The organism is Chitinophaga sp. LS1 (genome assembly GCF_034274695.1).
Classification (GTDB): domain Bacteria; phylum Bacteroidota; class Bacteroidia; order Chitinophagales; family Chitinophagaceae; genus Chitinophaga.
This window is the reverse complement of the sequence record NZ_CP128362.1, coordinates 5616494-5632659: the sequence shown is the minus strand read 5'-3', so window position 1 is coordinate 5632659 and position 16166 is coordinate 5616494. Positions and strand designations below refer to the sequence as shown.

General features: G+C 44.4%; 12 protein-coding genes. 4 read left to right on the top strand and 8 right to left on the bottom strand.

All coding sequences use genetic code 11. The features are described from left to right. Positions 1-118: 118 nt before the first annotated feature. Positions 119-985, top strand: coding sequence for a helix-turn-helix domain-containing protein (locus QQL36_RS23305; RefSeq protein WP_321566938.1), 867 nt, complete (start codon positions 119-121; stop codon positions 983-985). Positions 986-1066: 81 nt separating this feature from the next. Here QQL36_RS23305 and QQL36_RS23300 read toward each other — a convergent pair whose 3' ends face one another. Together QQL36_RS23300 and QQL36_RS23295 are read right to left on the bottom strand one after the other, a co-directional pair. After that, entirely contained in the window at positions 1067-2269 is a 1203-nt protein-coding gene (locus QQL36_RS23300; protein ID WP_321566937.1) for a HupE/UreJ family protein, read from the bottom strand. 111 nt (positions 2270-2380) lie between these two features. Beyond that, on the bottom strand, positions 2381-3493 hold the full coding sequence (locus QQL36_RS23295; protein ID WP_321566936.1) for a DUF3500 domain-containing protein: 1113 nt from the start codon (positions 3491-3493) through the stop codon (positions 2381-2383). A 242-nt stretch (positions 3494-3735) separates the two neighbouring features. Between QQL36_RS23295 and QQL36_RS23290 the strand changes: the two genes are divergently transcribed. Together QQL36_RS23290 and QQL36_RS23285 are read left to right on the top strand one after the other, a co-directional pair. Beyond that, positions 3736-6312 (top strand): glycosyl hydrolase 115 family protein, encoded by a 2577-nt coding sequence (locus tag QQL36_RS23290; RefSeq protein WP_321566935.1) that lies wholly within the window; start codon positions 3736-3738, stop codon positions 6310-6312. An 83-nt stretch (positions 6313-6395) separates the two neighbouring features. Beyond that, positions 6396-7442 (top strand): glycoside hydrolase family 43 protein, encoded by a 1047-nt coding sequence (locus QQL36_RS23285; protein WP_083723158.1) that lies wholly within the window; start codon positions 6396-6398, stop codon positions 7440-7442. Between the two features lie 203 nt (positions 7443-7645). Here the strand turns inward: QQL36_RS23285 and QQL36_RS23280 are convergent, their stop codons facing one another. The 3 genes from QQL36_RS23280 to QQL36_RS23270 all read right to left on the bottom strand — a co-directional run bounded on the left by QQL36_RS23280 (position 7646) and on the right by QQL36_RS23270 (position 13598). After that, entirely contained in the window at positions 7646-9196 is a 1551-nt protein-coding gene (locus QQL36_RS23280) for a RagB/SusD family nutrient uptake outer membrane protein (RefSeq protein WP_321566934.1), read from the bottom strand. A gap of 194 nt (positions 9197-9390) precedes the next feature. Continuing rightward, the gene (locus tag QQL36_RS23275; RefSeq protein ID WP_083723156.1) at positions 9391-12528 is read right to left on the bottom strand and encodes a SusC/RagA family TonB-linked outer membrane protein; all 3138 of its coding nucleotides are present in this window, start codon (positions 12526-12528) and stop codon (positions 9391-9393) included. 209 nt (positions 12529-12737) lie between these two features. Next, positions 12738-13598: an SDR family oxidoreductase gene (locus QQL36_RS23270; protein ID WP_321566933.1), complete on the bottom strand. Its 861-nt coding sequence runs from the start codon at positions 13596-13598 to the stop codon at positions 12738-12740. A gap of 140 nt (positions 13599-13738) precedes the next feature. Here QQL36_RS23270 and QQL36_RS23265 point away from each other — a divergent pair, with 140 nt between their 5' ends. After that, positions 13739-14104 (top strand): helix-turn-helix domain-containing protein, encoded by a 366-nt coding sequence (locus QQL36_RS23265; protein WP_321566932.1) that lies wholly within the window; start codon positions 13739-13741, stop codon positions 14102-14104. Here the strand turns inward: QQL36_RS23265 and QQL36_RS23260 are convergent, their stop codons facing one another. The 3 genes from QQL36_RS23260 to QQL36_RS23250 are packed head-to-tail and all read right to left on the bottom strand — an operon-like array spanning position 14105 to position 16090. After that, on the bottom strand, positions 14105-14269 hold the full coding sequence (locus QQL36_RS23260) for a hypothetical protein (protein ID WP_179091125.1): 165 nt from the start codon (positions 14267-14269) through the stop codon (positions 14105-14107). It abuts the gene before it with no gap. A gap of 38 nt (positions 14270-14307) precedes the next feature. Further along, positions 14308-15057 carry a LytTR family DNA-binding domain-containing protein gene (locus QQL36_RS23255; protein ID WP_321566931.1) on the bottom strand — a complete coding sequence of 250 codons (750 nt, stop codon included), beginning with the start codon at positions 15055-15057 and terminating at the stop codon, positions 14308-14310. Then, positions 15032-16090, bottom strand: a complete 1059-nt coding sequence (locus tag QQL36_RS23250; RefSeq protein ID WP_321566930.1) for a sensor histidine kinase — start codon at positions 16088-16090, stop codon at positions 15032-15034. Before QQL36_RS23250 ends, QQL36_RS23255 begins: the two co-directional genes overlap by 26 nt. Positions 16091-16166 lie beyond the last annotated feature (76 nt).

The window sequence follows — 16166 nt, the reverse complement described above, 5'->3', positions numbered from 1 at the left end:
TAATTCAGGTGGTTGGAAATGGTCATATTTTTTAACACTAAAATTTTCCGTAATTTCCTGACACAAATCAAACTTTGGGCGATAAAACAGATCAAAGGATATTTCTAAATTCTGTCGATTGAAGCGAATCACACATTTTGAAGGGTTGTATGGAGAATCGGGCCCCAGACCAGATGGAGAGTACCTGTTTTCTGAATTACTGGAAACACGCAGTGAAAATTTTGACTGGAAAATCAAGCCTCACATTCATACAAATCTCTACCAGATCTTTCTGATAGAGACACGTAAGACTGAGTTTTTAGGGAACAATGAAGCGACATGGCTGACAGGCCCATCTATTTTATTAATCCCCCCTCTGGCTATCCATGGGTTTAACTACCATGCCACTACTAAAGGGCGTATTCTGACTATTTCCGACAAACTGGTCAGTAGTATCTTTCCCATGGTAAGCAGCATTGCACCAATGCTGGAAAGTTTGCAGATACTAACCCATTATGCACCGCCTTATACTTTCAGATATGTGGTAAAACTGGTGGAAGAATTACATGAAGAACTATTCGATACCCGGTATGAAAAGCAGCAGATGCTAACGGCGATGTTGCAGCAGCTCTTTCTTGTTTTGTATCGCTTGTGGAGACAGAATAGTGTCGTAATGCAGGAATCGGATAGTATCTCTCTCTCCTACTTTCGTAAGTTACAGAAGCGGATCAGTGAAGCGGGTTCTAAATATAGCATCGATCAGTATGCAAGAGAACTGGGCATCACGCCTGTGCACCTGAACAGGGTTTGCAACAGTGTGGCCGGGAAATCGGCGCATCAGCTGTTGCAGGATCACCTGGTGGATGAGGCGAAGAAGCATTTGCGTTATACTTCTTACACCGTTTCTGAAATTGCGTATTTATTGAATTTTGAATATCCCAATTACTTTGCACGCTTCTTTAAGAAAGTGACCGGGCTCTCACCCAGCGAGTACCGGAAGATATAATGGCCATGATTGCTTATTTAAGAAAGTGACCGGGTTCTCACCCAGCGGGTAACGTAGGCTATAATGGCCATGATTGTTTATTTAAGAAAGTGACCGGGTTCTCACCCAGCGGGTAACGTAGGCTATAATGGCGATGATTGCAAGAACAAGGATAAACCACTTGCCCTGAATTTGTTCTATTTGTGCAGAGATAATGTTCGGTTCATTTGAAATTCTTTCTATCATCCAGCCCAGGCTGGCGATGATAGCGATTACTCCCCCCAAGTATTTTATCCAGACATTGTTGATCAATAATAACCAGGGCACCGTACAAAGCAGTACGAATAACTGCATGGTTTCAATACCGATATTAAAGCCTAAAATACTTAACGCCATTTCGGTGGGTACAAGGTCTAAATTATTTAACGCGGAGGCAAAGGCCAGACCGTGTATAAATCCGAAGGTAATTGCAATCCAGGCTTCTTTCCCTTTGAATATCGGACGGATGATGTGAATAGCGCTGATTAAAATAGTAAATGTAATAGCGATTTCCACCCATTGAGAAGGGATCACAATCCAGCCTAAAGTGCCACATAGCAGGCTGATGGAGTGACCTATGGTAAAGGCGGTCACGATTTGTATCAATCGTTTTATTCTATCTGCAGCTGGCAGCATTAAGGCTAATAGAAATAAAAGATGGTCGGTACCTTCGCGGATATGTTCAATACCCAGCATGACCATGTTTTTGAAACCCCTCCAGTAAGTACCATGTTCCAGGTTGATGTACATGGGAAATACTTTCCCTGAGCGGGTATCCATTTTAATGATGCCGATCTGTTCCCCGTTTTGAATCCCGTTTTTCCAGTCCTGCTTTACGAAGACTAAAATTTTATGCGTGACTACTTCATGAATAATAGCATTGTAGCGGAAATTAAAATCCCGTAGCAGTGCAGGGTCAGGAGGTGTCATTTCAAAGTAGACCAGGACCTCCTGATACCGGCCTACATTGGGATCGGTATCTGTGGTCATCCGGATACTGTCAATGGTAGTAGTCCACTGACGGTCAATGGTAGTAGTCCACTGACGGTCGCCAGACAATGCGCGTATATGTTGTTGAAAATAGGCTGGGTCGATGGTATCGATCCGGGTTTGTTGAAGGGCACTGGCTAGTTCCAGCATCGGCATTTTGGCTTCGCCTTTGATGCTGTGGTCCAGTATTGACAAACTCACGATTGAATTGGGCATGGGGTGCGCGAAGAGGTGTTGCCCGCATAATAATAAGAATACACATACTAAAAGTCTCATGCTATATAGAGAGGTTGGATCAGAGAATCGCTATCAGCTTTCATCGGGGTACCCGGATAAAAACAGGCTGTATCGTATTGGTGACACAACCTGTTTTTATTTTAATTAAAATCAGTTACCACCGTAGTCATTAGATTTATCTCTCCATACAGAGTGTGGATGTGTACCGGATAGCACCACACCGTTCTGACAGGAGTATTCAATCCATACAGAAGGACCGTCAATGCGTGCATAGTCATTACGTGTAGTCATTTCAGTACTACCTGAATAAGAGATGTAGGTCTGATCCAGTTCATTGGTGTATTTGGTCATGATCGTGCTGGTATCTGCCACATCGGCTACATAAGTTCTGATAGCAGCCAATACAAGGTTCTTCTGAGCAGTAGTCAGGTTGCTGCAGGCAATACCTGATTGTGTAGAAGGGAAAGCATCGTCATTCTGCGGCCCACAAACAAGATCACTATAAGTAGCGCTCAATTTGGCAGTAGATAATTCAGCCGTAGAAAGACCGGTGAGCATACTAGTGAGGGCGGCCTGTTCCTGTTGGATAGGCTGATTGCTGGTACCATTCCAGGTGAAGGTGGCGAAAGGCTCTACCCCTCTGAAAGAAGGTGTGGCGCCAACGAGTGCACCATCAGTATACGTATTGGCGAAGGCAGTATGGTGACCACCATATTGAATTTCGAAAGTGCCGGAAGTAGCGGGCGTACCTAAGAATGCAATGTAAAAATTAGCGGCGCCGTAGGTAGAGCCACCACCATTTTCGTTCAGGTATTCATCGGCATTGAGCAGTTGTTGCAGTTCATCCCAGCCTTCGTTTGAAGTGGTACCGGCGACTGCTTTGATCAGCGCTTTTGCATACTGAATTTGTTCGGTGGTCATGGAGCCGAAGTTGAGACCGACTCTTTTGTAAGAGCTGGAAACCAGCGCCTGTGGGAAGTTCGACCACTTAATGGCGTTTGACTTGCTGTAGCTCAATTGAACGGTGGCTAACTGAGCGGAGGTCAGTGTGGCCTTGAAGGCGTCGGCGAGACAGATGATTTTGTTGATGCCTGTTTCGGCGTCGCAGCTGGTGACATCAATAGGGTCAGGATTGGTGTCGTCTGTGCTGGTAGTAGTAGAGTCCGAGGAGGAGGAGCCATCGGAACCGGAATCCTTGCCGCACGATATCATGATCGAGGCGATGGCAAAAGCAAGACAAAGGTGTTTGATTGTTACTTTCATATGGCGATAGTTTGTATCAGACGATTTGTAATAACGACCCCGTGTAAATATGAAAGTTTAATAAAAGGGATAGAATGTTTGGTTTGTATCCGAAATAGTGGGGAAAATATACGCTGGGGGAAAGGTGTTTTAACAACCTTTGAGCAATTAATCACATACCTAAAAAGGAAAATAATACGCCCCATATCTATGGAGCGTTGGAAAATTTTGGTATATTGGTTTTTGTTATTTAGTTCATTGCTATGAAAAACTGTATTCCACTGTTAATCCTCCTGTGCCATGTAACCTATATGCATGCGCAGGTTCATGCGCGGCAGATAATAACCACACATGCGTCGCAACATACGTTTTCATTACCGGAAGTAATTTATGTTGATCAGCAGGATGACTGGCTGGTGAATAAGGCTGCGGAGTTGCTGCGGGCGGATATGCTTGCAGTGACGGGGAGGGCGCCGGAGATTGTGCATCGGTTGGATGGGCGGCCGTATATATTGATAGGGACAGTTCGGGGAGGATTTGGGAAGGATAGTGTGGGGTGGGGAGATGGAGGTTCTGGTTTGGATACAGTGAGGGTGAGTGGGAAATGGGAAGCGCTTCGGAGAGATGGGATTGCAGGTTTGGATACTGCGGGATTGGGGGGGAAATGGGAAGCATTTCGAATTACAGTCTCTCCAGGGAAGGTAGTAATATTGGGTAGTGATAAGAGGGGCGCTGCCTATGGTGCACTTGAACTATCTAAACAACTGGGAGTGTCGCCATGGTATTGGTGGGCGGATGTACCTATAAAAAAGAAGGAAAAAGTATTTGTGCAGGAAGGACGTTATGATTTCGGGCCTCCTTCGGTGCAATACAGAGGGATATTTATAAATGATGAGGCGCCGGCATTTTCCGGATGGACGCATGAGAAATTTGGCGGGTTTAATCATCATGTATATGAAAAGATATTTGAGTTACTATTACGACTAAGGGGGAATTATTTGTGGCCGGCGATGTGGGGAAACGCGTTTAATGATGATGATCGGTTGAATCCCGTATTGGCAGATAAATGGGGAATTGTGATGGGCACAAGCCATCATGAGCCAATGTTGCGTGCGCAGACGGAATGGAAGCGGTATGGGCAGGGTGCATGGGATTATGTGGCGAATGACAGTGTGTTGAGGGCGTTTTGGAGGGAAGGGATTGTCGCAATGGCAAAGCATGAAAGTATAGTGACGATAGGGATGCGGGGAGATGGGGATTTGCCCATGAGTAGGGAAACGGCAACAGATTTATTAGAAAGGATTGTGCGGGATCAGCGATCCATTATTAGTGAGGTGACGGGCAAGCCGGCAGCGGAGACACCACAGTTGTGGGCGTTGTATAAGGAAGTGCAGGATTATTATGATAGCGGAATGCGGGTACCAGATGATGTGACGTTGTTGTTGTGTGATGATAATTGGGGGAATATCAGGAGGTTTCCTGATCCTGTGATGCCGAAGCGGAAGGGAGGATATGGGGTATATTATCATTTTGACTATGTGGGGGATCCGAGAAATTACAAATGGGTGAATACAAATAATCTGGCAAGGGTGTGGGAACAGTTGCATTTGGCGAAGATGTATGGGGTGGATAAGATATGGATTGTGAATGTGGGGGATTTGAAGCCGATAGAGTTGCCGATAGGTTTTTTTATGGATTATGCATGGAGGGCGGAGCCAGAGGATACTTTACCAGATTATTATAAACAGTTTGCGGAAGAAAATTTTGGGCAAGGATTGGAAGAGCGGATGGCAGAAGGGAATGTCAGAGGAGGAATGGAAGAGGAAGATTATTCTCGAAGGATCGCAAAAGGGAATTCCAGAGGAGGAATGGAAGAGGGAACCAAAACAGGTGCAGATTCGTCCAAACAGTCTGGATTTTCATTCATGAATTCAGCCAGAGATATAGGTGATTACCTGCGGCAGTATAGTGAAATGGCCGCAAGGCGGAAGCCGGAATTGCTGGATGAGTCTAGTTATACATTAAAGCAGTATAAAGAGGTTGTAGCCGAATGGGAAGAGCTGGTTAAAAAAGTGCGTTTACAGCCTTATTCAGATGCTTATTTTGAACTGGTACAGTTTCCTGTAGAGGCGATGTACAATTTACACAAATTGTATTATGCGGTGGCTTTGTATAAGAGCAACCGGGTGCAGAATAAGGCATGGGCGGATAGTACGCGGAGTTATTATATGCGGGATTCATTATTGACAGTGGCGTATCATCAGGTAGCCGGTGGAAAATGGAATCATATGATGGACCAGACGCATATTGGATACACAGGCTGGCAACAGCCGCCGGTAAATAAGATGCCGGATTTGGCGGGGCCATATAAGCGTCCGGTAGTGCCTAAGATCTATAAACAGATTTCAGCAACAGGTTATGTGACGAAACATGGAGATTGGGTGCATATAAAGGGTATTGGAAAATTTGGAGATGGGATTACCAGTTTTGCTAATAGTGGTACATTTAGTGATAGCATCATTTATCATAGTGCAGGTACGGTAGCAAGATATGAGTTTGAAGCTTCGGGGAATACTAATATTTATCTTAACTTCTCTCCTACTTTGAATTTCACACATGGGGATGGACTATGGTTTGGGGTTTCCATTGATGGTGCAAAGGAATTGGCAACGACTATTAATGCCCATGATGATAATAAGGAGCTATGGAGTAAGTGGGTATCTGATAATATTATTAAAGTAAAACTCTCCTATACATTTAAACCAGGAAAGCATGAAATTGTGTATTCCCAGTATTCACCCGGGATTGTTTTACAAAGTATTGAATTTGAAAACCATTGAATTACAACCCGGATATAAACTGGTGAATAGCCAGTATTAACGGGTATTCTTTTACAAAAATTGAATTTAAAAAACACTAACTTATGACCCGGATATTAATTGTTTGTTTATGTTCATGGTTGTTTTGTTGTTACGCATCCCTGCAAGGAATAGCACAACCACTGGTAAAGCATATTTATACAGCAGACCCTTCTGCCCACGTATTTAATGGCCGAATTTACATTTACCCTTCGCATGATACAGCAACAGGTGTACCAGAGGACGACTTAGGCAGTCATTTTGATATGAAAGATTTCCATGTGCTATCATTAGATCATGTAGGTGGTAAAGTAACGGATCATGGAGTCGCCTTGAGTTTAAAAGACGTACCCTGGGCAAAGAAACAATTATGGGCACCGGATGCAGCGTATGCGAACCACACTTATTATTTATACTTTCCGGCAAAGGATAGTGCAGGCATCTTCCATATCGGAGTAGCCACCAGCAGTAAACCCGAAGGCCCATTTAAAGCTTTGCCAAAGCCAATTGTGGGGAGTTATAGTATAGACCCTTGTGTGTTTAAAGATGAGAATGGAAGTTTCTATATGTATTTCGGAGGAATATGGGGTGGACAATTGCAAAAGTGGGATCATAACAAATATAATGGCGCTGCCGGAAATCGCAATGTAGATGATGTAGCGGCTCTACCGAGAATTGCAAAACTGAAAAAGGATATGACAAGTTTTGATGGCCCGGTAAAAGATGTAGTCATTTTAGATGAACATGGACAGCCATTTCACGAAAAGGATAATGACAAACGATTCTTTGAAGCTTCCTGGGTACATAAATATAAAGGGAAGTATTACTTTTCTTATTCTACAGGTGATACACACAATTTGTGTTATGCGATTGGCGATTCTCCTTATGGACCATTTATTTACAAAGGCATCATCATGACCCCTGTAACAGGGTGGACTACGCATCATTCTATTGTTGAGAAAGATGGGAAATGGTATTTGTTTTATCATGATGTAGAGCTATCTGGCAAGACTTATTTGAGAAATGTAAAAGTGACAGAGCTGCATTATAAGGAGGATGGAAGTATTGTGACGATACATCCCGAAGCGATCTCCCCACAGGCACATCATTGATCAATACTCATAAAAACTTACCTACTGGATTTCCCAATTATGTGAAGGAATACGTATAGGCAGGCTCCCTTCCATTGGGTATTTGTACAGTAAAGGGATCAATTGTTCCAAATTATCTACCTTTCTTACTTTTATCAGCAAAGACTGATCTTTGCTGATAAAAGTAAGAAAGGTCATCATTATCAACCAAAGAACCTTTCTTATTAATAACCTGAATTTTGTGCGGAAATACCCCCATCTGCCAGTGCAGGGTTATTATCTATTTCTGATTGAGGAATAGGTAATAATTCATCCCGATTCTTTCTGAAATAACTAATAGGATCAGTCGTGAAGTACCCCATTTTCCGCCACCTTAAGATGTCGCGGTTACGCACCTCCTCATCTCCCAATTCAACAGTTCTTTCATGCATAATTGCTTTCGTCACCTGCTCCTTCGATCCTGTTGGAAATTGGGCAGTAGGATAATGTGGCATTGCTACAGAAGGACGATCTCTGACCATGTTCAGGTAGCTTACGGCTCCTGCTATATCGCCAGTTTCGTTCGCACACTCTGCCAGCATGAGCAACACATCTGCATAGCGGATGATACGCTGGTTATTGCCACCAGGGTGATAAGAAGCAGTGGACAGACTTTGCTTGTAAATGAGCATAAACTTGCGCCAGCTGATTTTCTTAGTGACTCCATTTACAATAGAAGAGTTTCCATTTTGCATCGCATCGGTCAGTACATCTGCATCACTGTTAAAGAGATCACCCGTTTCATATACCGTCCATTTATAGCGTGGGTCTGTTTTAGCGGCACCAGAAGCAGTGTTTTCAAATTCGTTCAGAAATTTATTAGATGGAATTAAATTACGCCATGCCAGCGGACAATATTCCTGGTTGCGGATGGTAGATTGTGCGTTACCTGCGCCATCACCAGTACCGCCCCAGTCAAAGGAATTATCACCTTTGTCAACAAAGACAGCTTCCCAGATAGATTCTGCATTGAACTCTGTCTCTTCCAGGAAATTATCATTAAAGTTGTCTACAAGGCGATAAAGATCGGAACTAACAATCTTTGACAATGCTACCTTGGCAGATGTGTAATCGCCTTTCTGCATGTATACTCTGCCCAGCATAGCATTGGCTGCGCCAGATGACACCCGCCCCAGATCAGCGGCGGCATAAGTTGCGCTTAGTGTTCCGGCGGCATCTGTCAGGTCCTGGATGATCTGGTCATAGATAGCAGTTTCTGCTGCGCGGGGTTGGAACTGGTTGGATTCAGTTACGACCTGTGTGTACATTGGGACTGGTCCCCACAGGGTCATTAATTCAAAATAGGCCCATGCCCGGAAGAACTTCGCCTGGGCTACACACTGGTCGCGAACGGCGTCATTATCGGTGACAAGGGGGGCACTGCCAATAACTGTATTGGAACGATGGATGATGATATATAATCCCTGCCATACGGAACTTATCACGGAATTATCTGCGGTAGTGGCGCCATTCAGGATCTGACCACGGGGTACTTCCAGCTGACCACCACCGGACGAGACGTCGTCGCTGCGAAGGTCATGGACGAAAAACCATTCACGGGCAATGAGGGTGCTGGCGTGGAAGGTAGAGTAAATAGCGTTGGTGCCGCTTAATAGTTCTGTGCTGTTTTTGAAATAGTTATCAAGGGTGGCATACCCTGGATTTGTTTTGTCAAGGTCTTTGGTACAGCCTAGTCCACCAAGAAGCAGACAGACGATGAATATGTACTTATACATGTTTTCAGTTTTTGTATGTGATTAAAATCCTACTTGTAAAATCAACCGGAAGGAGGCTGGGCAAACGAGGAATAATTCCTTTCCCAGATCTTTCAGTTGTGGCTCCTGATTAAAATCCTACTTATAAAATCAACTGACAGCAATAACAAGCAGGATACTGCCCGTAGTCGGAGCCAGCGGTAAGGAAGGTGCTGTTAAAACCCTACCTGCAAACCCAACTGGAATGAACGCGCTGCAGGATACTGCCCATAATCAATACCATTGGTAAGCGTAGTATTTTTAGACCCGATTTCAGGATCCCATCCTTTATATTTTGTAAAAGTGAGCAGGTTCTGAGAAGACACATACACCCTAAAACTGCTGATATACCGAATCGCACCATTACGCAGTGTATACCCAATCATCAGATTCTTCAGCCTCAGGTAAGAACCATCTTCAATCCAGCGGTTAGATACCCGCAGATTCGAATTCGGATCCCCACTGATAGCACGGGGAATATCAGTATTCGTATGCTCCGGCGTCCAGGCATTCAACACCTCTGTACCCGCACCAAATAAACGAGCCATGCCTTCAAGCAGCACCCGGGTGCCATTGTAGATTTTATTGCCCTGCACCCCCTGGAAGAAAACAGAAAGGTCGAACTGGTGCCAGTTCGCATTATAGTTCAGGGAGTAAGAATAATTAGGAACATAAGATCCCAGGAATGTACGATCTGCAGATGTAATAGACCCATCCCCATTCAAATCTTTGAACCGGATATCACCAGGCGCTGTGCTCTTGGCAGGGTCAGTACCAGAAAGCTGCACAGGCCCTTTATCTACTTCAGCCTGGCTCTGGAAAATGCCATCGGTAACATAACCATAGAAGGACTGAATCGGCTGTCCAGCCACCGTACGGGTCATGTTGCCATTCCCGAAATCGGCGTCTGAGCCAGCATCTATGGTAGCATTCGGCGTGTTCAGACTAAGAATCTTATTCCTGATAAAACCGATATTAGCATTTACATTCCACCTGAAAGCACCTTTCGTTTTGTTATAGCCCAGCGCAAGGTCTACCCCTGTATTTTTCATACTGGCGGCATTGAGTTGCGACCCTGCACCACCATAACCAAAGCTGGGAGGCGTGGGAATCGTGAGGATCAGGTTGTCAGTCAAACGGCGATACCATTCTGCAGTGAAGGTGATGGTATTATCAAAGAGCCCAAGGTCCAACCCCACATTGACCTGCTTGGTTTTTTCCCATTCCAGGTCAGCACTCGCCAACTGGTTATAATAGGAAGCATTGCCGACAGAAATGGTATTGCCAAAGGGATAGGTAGCACCATTAGCCTGCACAATAGCCTGCCAGGGATATTCATTAGCCAATATAGAGTTTTGTAAAGCCGGAAAAATACCGATAGCATTCAGCCCAGTCACGCCCCAGCCACCCCGTAGTTTCAATTCGGAAACTGCGGTAACAGGTTTCATAAAACTTTCCTGGTCAATACGCCAACCGGCGGAGACTGAAGGGAAGCTCTGAAATTTCTTTCCAGGCGCCCATACAGATAAACCATCCCGACGAATAGCAGCACTCAGTAAATACTTTTCACCGAACTCGTAGTTCAGACGGCCGATGTAGGATTGGATGAGTGTGGCTGTGGTAGTAGAATAAGCGGATACGTTCGTTGCACCAACCAGTGTCTCGATGTCATTTGTACTCTGGTTCCCTGTCTGGGATTCCCCATAGTTACTGGCAGGCTGTCTTTCAAATACAGCGATGGCATTGACATGGTGCCTGCCAAAGTGTTTATCTAAAGTCAATTGTTCTGTGTAGAGTAAAGTTGTTCTGTTGGCCCGTTGATCATTGATGGACGCAACAGTGGAATTCCGGCCTTTGTCATTATAGATGGGAGTAAATTGATGCTGGAACTGGCCGGCGTAGTCTGCACCAAATACAGAGCGGAAACTGAGCCATGGAGTAAAGTTAACCTGAGCATAGACTGTACCTAAGAGTTTGAAGAGTTTACGGTGCGCATCGCCTAGTAATAGCGCATCTTCTACAGGGTTGGTGGGGTCAGCCCCATCAACGCTGTTTTCTGCATTCCGGAAACCACCCTGCGTGGTGGGATCGTACACAGGCAGATAAGGCAATGCGCGAATTACGTTTGCAAGGCGGGTCCGGTTGCCGGAGGTGTTGTCATACCGTTGATTGGAATAAGCGACAAGCAGGTTCTCTCCTACCTTAAAGACACGACTGATGTTGTGTTCTGAATTGATACGGAAGTTGCCACGCTCATAGTTGACGCCCTGTGCAATCCCGTCCTGCTTGAAGTAACCGCTGGACATGTAATAAGTAGATCTGTCATTTCCGCCGCTTACTGAAAGGTTGGACTGGGTGATTAAGCCACTTTTGAAATAGGCATCCTGCCAGTCAGTATTGGTCTGCGCATACGTCTGGGAAGTACCATCGTAAATAGGTGAATTCCAGTTCGCATCTTCAAGACGTGGCGGTTTGGAAATGCCAGCGGCACCGTTCAGGGCACGTTCGTATTGCAGATATTGCTGGGTATTGAGCAGGTCGATCTTTTTCCAGGCAGTTTGTACACCTGTGTATGTATCGAGTCTTACTTCTGCTTTGTTGCTGCGGGTACCTTTTTTAGTAGTAATAATAACGACTCCATTGGTAGCGCGGGAACCATAGATAGCTGCAGCACTGGCGTCTTTCAGGACTTCGACGGAGAGGACATCTTTGCTGTCAAAGCTGGTGAGGTTGGAAGTTGGAAATCCATCGATCACGTATAAGGGATCCGAGGCATAGCTGATGGAGCTGATCCCCCTGATCCGAACGATGGGGTCTGTACCAGGAGCGCCATTATTAGTGACAGTCACACCCGGTACACGCCCCTGCAAGGCCTGCTGTACACTTGCTACGGGCAACTCATTGAGGGTCTTGCCATTGACGGAAGCGACAGAACCCGTGAGGGAGCTTTTCTTTTGCGTACCATAACCGATCACGACCATCTGATCCAGATTCTGGACGTTTGGGGCGAGGTTAATGTTGTATTGGGTACCAGGATTGACGGTGATTTCCAGGGTATTATAACCGATGAAGGTGAATACCAGGGTTTCGCCATTGGCGGCGGTGATGCTGTAAGAGCCGTCGGGCGCGGTGACGGTACCCCGGTGAGTGTTTTTGATGGCGATAGAAACACCGGCTAGAGGGTTTTTAGCATCATCTGAGACTTTTCCTTTGATGGCTTGCTGGGCTCGGGTGGTGAGCGGTAACAGGAAAAGGAGGAAGAGGGGAACACACAGGATCCTCTTCAATGCCAGTGGCAATGGGTGTTGCTTCATAACGTTTGGAGTTTAATAAAATAAAATGAGGATGCGACAACGGATCGGGCCAACCAGGGTTTTACTTCCGGCTACAGTTTTTCTAACGGGAATTGTCACATCAGATACGACGTGATGTAATTTAGGTTTTTTTTGGGTTAAATGTCGATTGGACACTATGTAATTTAAAAAATCCCGACTGGCATAGCCGACCGGGATTTTTCAGGTTATTACTTCACATAATGTGCTTTCAGATACTGCTTCACCGGCGTAGGCTTTCTACCCAGTAACTTCTCCAGATCCCCTGTCACCACTTCAAAATCACCTTGCTTAATCGCCGCAGCAAAACCAGTACTAATCATAATGCCCACTTCCGGCACACCAATCTCCTTCATATGCTTTTCAAAAGCAACCGGATCCACATCGGTATAACCAATGTGTTTACCAGACACTTCTGACAGCATGGCTGCAACATCTGTAAATGAATACAACTGATCGCCAGTGAGTTGATATGTCCTGTTCTCATGACCTTTGTTTGTAATCACCACAGCCGCAGCATCTGCCAGGTCTGGCCGGTATACATAAGGTACTTTACCAGCTCCTGCCGGGTAGTGAATACCCGTATTCAACGCCTGGTCACCGATGTAGAAAGGAATCACCTCTGCATACAGGGTATTACGCAGGAATGTATAAGTAATACCACTTGCCCTGATATAATCTTCCGTCTGGAAGTGAGATTCCATCAGTACTTTCAGCGGACTGGCAGCTGCATCTTTCATGGTTACACCTGTGTAAACAATTTGTTTTACACCTGCTTTTTTTGCAGCGTCTACAACATTGGTATGCTCTTTCAGTCGTTCAAGGGACAAGCCGGAAATGAGGAGTACTTTATCAATCCCTTTCATCGCATTATCCAGGGAAGCGATATCATTATAATCCCCAATACGGATATTGAGACCGAGTTTTTTCAGCTGTTCAGCTTTCTGTTCGCTTCTTACAAATGCGGCGATTTGATTGGCAGGTACTCTCTTTAACATGCTATCGATGATAGCCGATCCAAGATTTCCAGCTGCTCCGGTTATTAGAATCATATTCCAGTTTTTAAATTTATTTATCAAAATTAGCAGAAGTCAATTACAAATTGTAACCCATTACTTTATGGTAACTGGTTACTTATTTGTAACTGATTGGTAATGTTCCTATTTTTGTCTGAAAATAATAAAGATTGAAAATGGATCTTTCACAGGTTGCGACGCCTACGCTGACACCGGAATGTCAGATGATGATCGTTGGGATTAGGGATACGCAGGAGTTGTTAAGTGGAAAATGGAAGACGGAGATTATCGGAGCGTTGTATTATGGGGGGAAAAAGCGGTTTATGGATTTGAAACGACAGTTGTCAGGAATAGCGCCGAAGGTATTGTCGAAAGAGTTGAAAGATCTGGAAATGAACCACCTGATCAGCAGAACAGTGCTGGATACAATGCCGATCACGGTGGAGTATGAGCTGACAGAACAAGGGAAGAGTCTGAAAATTGTAATTGAAGCCATGGCGAAATGGGGGATCAATTACAGGAAACAGCTGTTTGAAAAGTAGTTATTTCTTCCTTGGTCTGAAAGCCAGGGTGAAGACTAATGAGAGAACGAGTGCCACGGTGATGACAGGAGGGATCTTAGCCCAGGTAAGCGGAGGATCGGCGATCCATCTGTAAATGATACCGACGATGATGCAAAAAATGAAGGTGGTGATAAAGGATCTCATTTTGTAAAAATAGAAAAAAAAGCGACGTTCATAAAACTTTATGCCTGTGTCAGCCATTCTAAAAACTGCGAGACCTTTTCCCGGCTTATCGTAATTGTTTCGGGCACAGGTATCGACAATGTCACTGACAACTTCCTTGATAAATAACTTGATGCATCCAGCACCGATTTTTTATGAATAAGGTATTGCCTGTTGGCACGATAGAATAAAGGCTCTGTTAGTTTAGACAACTCCTCCATGTTCTTACTTAAAGGATACGTTTTCTTGTCAAAAGTTGTCAGATAGACAATTCCATTTTTCAGGTAAAAGAATGCAATGGTATCTATCGCTACAGGAAAGATCTTATCCTTTTGATAGACCAATACCGATCCTGGTTCTGCCGATTTACGGGTTACAAAGATTTCTTCCAATGCTTTGTAAGAAGTTCGTTTACCCGTAAAAGAGATATACTTATTGATAGCAGCAGCTACCGCCTGTTTATCAAAAGGTTTGAGGATGTAATCAATTCCATTTGCACGAAACGCATCCAATGCATATTCATCAAAGGCTGTACAAAAGATGACAGGAATGTCGATCTCTACCTTCGAGAAGATTTCAAAACTCAGGCCGTCACCTAATTGAATATCAGAGAATATCAAATCTACCTGAGGCACATCAGCAAAGTACTCCACTCCCTCGCGCACGGTTCCGATGATATCTACAATTTCCGCTTCAGGAAAGGCTTGTGTGATCGTCCTTGCAAGATCTCTCGCTGTTACCTTCTCATCTTCTATTATTACCAGCTTCATTGTACAATACTTTTATACTAACTGTAAAGTTATTATTATCCTGGTGGATGATCACTTCATCTGCCGAAAAGATCCGATATCTTTCAATCAGGTTAATGAGTCCCTTGCCATTAGATCCATCTATCAGTCTTCGCAATTGTAAATTGTTTTGTGTAATGATCCGCCCCTCTTCCAGGTAAACCCTGATTATCAATGGAGATGCCTCGGTTACTTCATTATGTTTGATAGCATTTTCTATCAAAGATTGCAAAGAAAAAGAAGGTACATATCCATTCTGCAACACTTGTTCAGGAATATCAATGGTAATGACCAATGCATCTTCAAAACGGATCCGCTGCATTTCGATGTAATCATTGCACAATTTAATCTCGTCAGACAATCGCGCTATTTTTTGTTGGTGATCGGCCAGTGATGCCCGCATGAAATTCACGAGATGAGAAAGGTACGCTTCTCCAGCTTCTACATCTTCCCGGTACAAACTTTTCATCATACTCAATGCATTGAAAAGGAAATGCGGATGGATCTGTTGCTTTAATAACAAATTTGCAGACTCGAGGTTCGCTGTTTTTAGTTTTGAATTTTCCAACGCTGTATTAGCCCGTTCATATTCCAGAATGAGCAGGTTCTGAAAGATGATTACCAGACCATGGTTCATAGCGGCCTGCCACAATGTAGACGGGATATTATCAATTATTGACCAATGGTGATCCGGCAACGGCGGTAATGGTGAAACGATCTGTTCCAAAGGTGCGGTGCAAAAAAAGAAGATAAAACAAATGAGATATCCAATTAAGTACCGCAGTAGGTTCTTTTGCCTACTATTCGCGATAGACGTTCCATGAAAGGTCCATTCATACAGATAGATATTGACTATACCCTGAAACAGGAACCGGCATCCCACAAACAAGGGGTAGATCAATACATGTTGCCGCGCACTGAATATGAATACAAAGATGTAAACAAATGCAGTGATGCATAAAGAAATCAGCAAGGTATACCGGAACAGCTTATTTCTTAACAGATGGTTTGCCATATAATAAAGGTACTATAATGAGGAGTAACACCGAACATTCCCAGCAAGCGAAACGGACAAAACGAGGTACGAAGTG